This is a genomic window from Conservatibacter flavescens, from assembly GCF_002795425.1.
Classification (GTDB): Bacteria; Pseudomonadota; Gammaproteobacteria; order Enterobacterales; family Pasteurellaceae; genus Conservatibacter; species Conservatibacter flavescens.
On record NZ_PHHA01000046.1, the window covers coordinates 1 to 5300 of the forward strand.

Genomic DNA, 5300 nt, shown 5'->3' on the forward strand with positions numbered 1-5300 from the left:
CCTCAGCCACAACCTGAGCCGCCTCAGCCACAACCTGAGCCGCCTCAACCACAACCTGAGCCGCCTCAGCCACAACCTGAACCGCCTCAGCCACAACCTGAGCCGCCTCAACCACAACCTGAGCCGCCTCAACCACAACCTGAGCCGCCAATCTATAATCCGACAGTTCCGGGTTATGTACAAACTGCACAGGCAAATATGGAGCAGGGCTTTGCTGTATTGCGTACATTACATGAGCGCCGTGGTGAAAACCAAACCTTAGCTTGGGATAATTGTGGCACTTGTGGAGAGCATGCAGATGGACAAACATGGGGGCGTCTCATTGGTAGCCATTTAGATGTACAGGGTAAAACGCGTTTAGGCTTTGATTTAGATGTCTACGGTGTACAAATCGGGCATGATTTTGCCATTAAACGCACAGATGAAGGCGGTCATCGTTTAACAGGAATTTATGGTGCTTATTCACGTGGTAACACTAAATTCTTTGATCAATATCGTGCAGAAAATGGTGTGGTGTCAGGAGACAAATACACGGGTAAAGTGAAAACAGATATGTGGAGTTTAGGACTTACGCATACCCGCTATGCACCAAATGGTAGTTATGTAGATTTGGTGGGACAACTTTCTCATATTCATAATAAATACCAAGCACGTAATAGTGTAGCGCAAAGCCAAAATGGCATGAGCTTAGTTTTATCAGCCGAAGTTGGACGTCCGTATGCGCTAGATGATCATACTAAACATGAAAGTGGTTGGTTGCTTGAACCACAAGCACAACTTATTTACCAAATGGTGAATTTAAAAGACTTCCAAGATAGCCAAGGTAGAAAAATTGAACAACCTACATTACACGGCCTGCGTGGGCGTATTGGATTAAGATTGGCACATAATAGCCAGCATTCTGAACAAAAATTACGCACCAATACTTATTATGCGGTTGCAAATATCTGGCATGATTTTACTGATAGCAAAGCAGTAAATATTGGCTCAGATAGTGTACGTGAGCTCTATAACCGTACTTGGGGTGAAATTGGTTTAGGCTTGCAATTACCTGTAGGTAAACAAGGATATATTTATGCAGATACGCGTTATGAGCGTAATCTATCAGGCAGTAAGCGTGAGGGTTATCGTGGGGATATCGGCTATAAATATACATGGAAGTAATTGATTTTACTTAAATGTGATCAAAGTGCGGTGAAAAAATACCAATTTTTTACCGCACTTTATACATATTATTTAACTATGCTTTAATTTAACTTTAAATAAGGGAACATTATGTCAATGAAAAAAGCTTTTGTTATTAGTGGCCTTGCGCTAGCGTTATCCGCTTGTTCAGCAAGTTTTAAAGATGTGGATCACGCTTGGTGTCCACCTGAAGAAGCACAAGTGGAACACGTGAATATCGCAGCAGATGCTTTATTCCAATTTGATAAATCTGCGCCAAGTGATTTATTAGAAAAAGGTAAACGTAGTTTAGATGAATTAATTGCACGCGTGACTGGCGATTATGTGCAAATTGAACGTATTGATTTAGTTGGACATACAGATCGTTTAGGCTCAGAAGCGTACAATCAGCGTTTAGGCCTAGCTCGCGCAGAAACCGTTCGTGCTTATTTACAAAGTCGTGGTATTACAGTACCAATCACTGCTTCAAGCGCAGGGGAAAGCCAACCTGTGACAACCGATTGTGTAGGCGAGAAAGCGACTCCAGCATTAACCGCTTGTTTACAGCCAGATCGTCGTGTAACGGTCTCAATTACTGGAATTCGTAAAGGAAATAAAACACAAAAATAATATTAGTCTAAGCGATGGTTGTCGCTTATGTAGGATTTTTTTTACATGAATAAAATTTTTAAAGTGAAGTTCAATGTTCAAACAGGAACGTGGACTGCGACTTCAGAACTTTCCAAAAATAAAGGAAAAACAAAATCTGTTGTGAATGCTGGCTTATTAGCCGTAGGGTTGGCCTTGGCAACCCCTGTACTTGCATTGCAAGGAGATATGGCGAGTAATGATAGAGTATCTAGTGATTTAGGCCGTAAAAATGACACCCAGATTGATGGGGCATTACAAGCTTTTCGTGCAGATCCAATGGCACTAAACGGTAGTTTATATCATCTCAACGCTGGTGCAGATACTGTAGGAAACCCAAGCTATTATGCGCTGCTATTTAATACTCATCGCGCACGTTTTGAAGCAGTAGGGTTATCTGCTGCCTGTATTAATAGTTTTAACATGGTCGATGCGAATTGTACGCGTGATGAACAAGCGAGAGCATTTGAATTAATCCAAGATTATGCGATTGAAGCTATTAATGTACGCCCAAGCGAGCTTGCTCAATTAAAAAGCTGGGGGACAGTTGGCAGTGATAATATCGCGGCATATACCGGTGTAGATTATACGCCCGGCGGCCCGAATAATAAGCCTGTATCAACGCTTTCGGGCGGTAATTGGGAAGCTATAAACTTTTCACGTACCAATGCTAATGGACAAGGTTCTCGCTTGGCTATTCCAAGCAGTGCATCATTAGGAATTGCAGATGCAGGTCGTGGCCTGAATTCAGGATTATATCGTGATGTCTATGTGGATAATGCGATCTTAAATGTAGAAGGTAATGCGGCTTTTATTTCTCGTCCGACTAGCCATCGTGCTATTGTTTATGTACAAGATAGTGGAGAGCTGAATCTTAAAGGTGAGCATAGTTATGTTGTCAATACTCAGCACTATATTTCTACCGATAGCGTGCGAGTGGGGACCAATGATGAACGTGGTACAGCTAATCCGATTAAAGGGACGATGAATGCTAATAATTTGACGGTCTTGCATGGTGATGGACATGCAGCAGCACCTGTTGAAGGAACGAGAGCGATTCATATTGGTGTAGGCGCGGAAGATTATGACCACAATGTTTCTCAACTGAATGTAAGCAAAAATCTCCATGCGAGTACACGTGCTTCTTATAATGGTAATACTTATCAAGCGCCTGTAGTTGATATTCATCGCAGTGGGCGTATTGAAGTAGGTGGAAATACTGAAATTATTGCGGATATTCGTAAAGATGGCAATTGGAATGTTGTTGGTGAAAATGGGTCAGGCATGCGTTTATCACAAGGTGAGTTTTATGGTAAAGGGAATGTCCGTGTGCAAGCTGGACGTGATCCTGCCAATGCTTACTATATTCAGGGCATGCAAGGGATCATCAACTCCGGTGGGCGATACTACAATGATGGTAATACAACCATTGATGTATTTAGTTCCACATGGGGATCAGAAAATAATGCGCAAACAACCGGTTTGAGCATTTTATCCTCAACTCACAAAGGGGCGCCTTATGCCAGTACAACGGATATTAAAGGTAGCTTAAATGTCAATGTGTGCTCAACCGCTTCACTTGGCAGCCAAGATAGCGTGGATGTACATGGTGTTACCGTAAATGGCGGTGATCTACGTGTTGGCGAAAATATGAATCTGAATTTCTCTCGGGTTCGTGGTAGTGCTGCAGATAAGCAATCTATTGGCCTAAATTTACGTGATGGTAATGTATATGTTGAGAAAGGTTTAAATTTTATTCAAACTTCAACAAATAATGCCAATACCACCGGTTTATTGATTAATGGCGAAGGTGCTAATTTAGCGGTAGGCGGAAGAACGGATATTGACAGCGTACAAGCGAGTAACACTGGGATCCATATGATCCAAGGTAACGCTGAACTTGGGGGCGCGGATGTGTCAAGTAGTGATGCGCTACGTGGATTAACGCCGGGTACTCGCAGCGCAACGAATCCTGAAGAAAACGCGGTGTTAGCCTTCAATCAAGGGACAGTGATTACCTCAGGGAATAATTCTACAAGCGTTAAGATCACGCCGGTAGCTGGCAAAACGGCAGACTATGATCAAGGGGTGAATGGGGAAATTGTTGCGGCAGGAAATAATTCTGATGCCTTATTAATTGATACCGATAGCAGCTTTACTGCCGATATTGACGGCACTATCGCTCAAACAGGCGACGCAGCATTAGACGGAAACCAAAGTGGTTCAGCACAACATCAGTTTGCAGCGGTTAATTTAAAAGGTGACGGAAAGTTGAACATTGGGGAAAGCGCAAGCATTTCTACTAAAAACTCTGCGGGCGCAGCCGTGCTGAAAAAAGATGATCGTAATATTGTTGCGAATTCAGAGGGAACAATTAATGGAAGTTTGTTGTTCACTGGTAAAGGTGTTAATACCCTAAGCCTCAGCAAAAACTCAGGCAGCAATAATTCAGTTATGCCGGTGATTGATGGTGGCGAGGGCGGTGGTAAATCTACCTTGAATTTAAATGGAGATAATTACCTACTGAACGCCTATACGAATTTGACCGAAAATCGTTCAAAAGTGACCGCACTTCCAAGTGGCCAAAGCCAATCTAATGTTATTCATTGGGATATGGGGACTGTGGGAACTGGCGCAACGCTAAATTTAACTGGAGACACAGAATTTAGCGACAGTTTGACTATTGCAAATGGCGCTTTCTTGACTAAACGTCAAGCTGAGCAAATAACCTTAAAAACAGCTACGCTATTTAATAACGGTACTATTGATGTGCGTAATGTGGGGAATAGCGTTAGCCTCAATGATGGTATCCCGTTTAGTAGTAACAACAGTTTTGCTAATGTATTAACCGTTGATGGAAATTATCAAGGTGGAAATGGCTCCACGTTATTAATGCGTACACAATGGAATGCGCCTGGTGATGCAGCCGTGACAGGTGGAGCGGATTCGGTTTCTGATCTTTTACATATTACTGGCACAGCAAATGGTATCACGACAGTGGTTCCTGTTAAAGCAGATGGCACACGCGCTTATATTGAAGGCGATATTGGTAAAGATCTCGATATCAGAACACATTCTGATACTCTAATGACTTATTCAATTAATACAGGTGAAAGAGTTGAGGGTAACCGCCTTATTCAGTGGGCTGAGATTACCACTAAGTATGATCTTGTTCTCAATACCCTTCCCGTTGTGATCGTTGATAAAGATGATGGCGGTGGAAAATTTGTCGGTGAAGCCAACACCGATAGTGCAGGTAAAGTGTTGTTAACAAGCCATGTAGACAATGCACGTAGAGAATATTTCTGGACACGAGAGTTTACTGATACAGATAGAATCTATACGGAGCTAGAGGATATTATTCCACCTGTAGAGCCAATGCCTCCAGTAGAACCAGGTGAGCCGACTGACCCAGGCGAGCCAACAGACCCTGGTGAGCCAATTTATCCGATAAGCCCAACTGAGCCGACAGAGCCAACTCAGCCGAC

The 5300-nt window shown here is 42.9% G+C and carries 3 protein-coding genes; all 3 read left to right on the top strand.

The features are described 5' to 3' along the window. A partial coding sequence (locus CVP05_RS12485) for an autotransporter family protein (protein WP_133118725.1) occupies window positions 1-1164 on the top strand: 1164 nt, incomplete at its 5' end. A gap of 111 nt (window positions 1165-1275) precedes the next feature. Next, window positions 1276-1794, top strand: coding sequence for an OmpA family protein (locus tag CVP05_RS12490; protein WP_207761374.1), 519 nt, complete (start codon window positions 1276-1278; stop codon window positions 1792-1794). A 45-nt stretch (window positions 1795-1839) separates the two neighbouring features. Further along, window positions 1840-5300, top strand: a 3461-nt coding sequence (locus tag CVP05_RS12495; protein ID WP_279324791.1) for an ESPR-type extended signal peptide-containing protein, incomplete at its 3' end; no start/stop codon positions are given.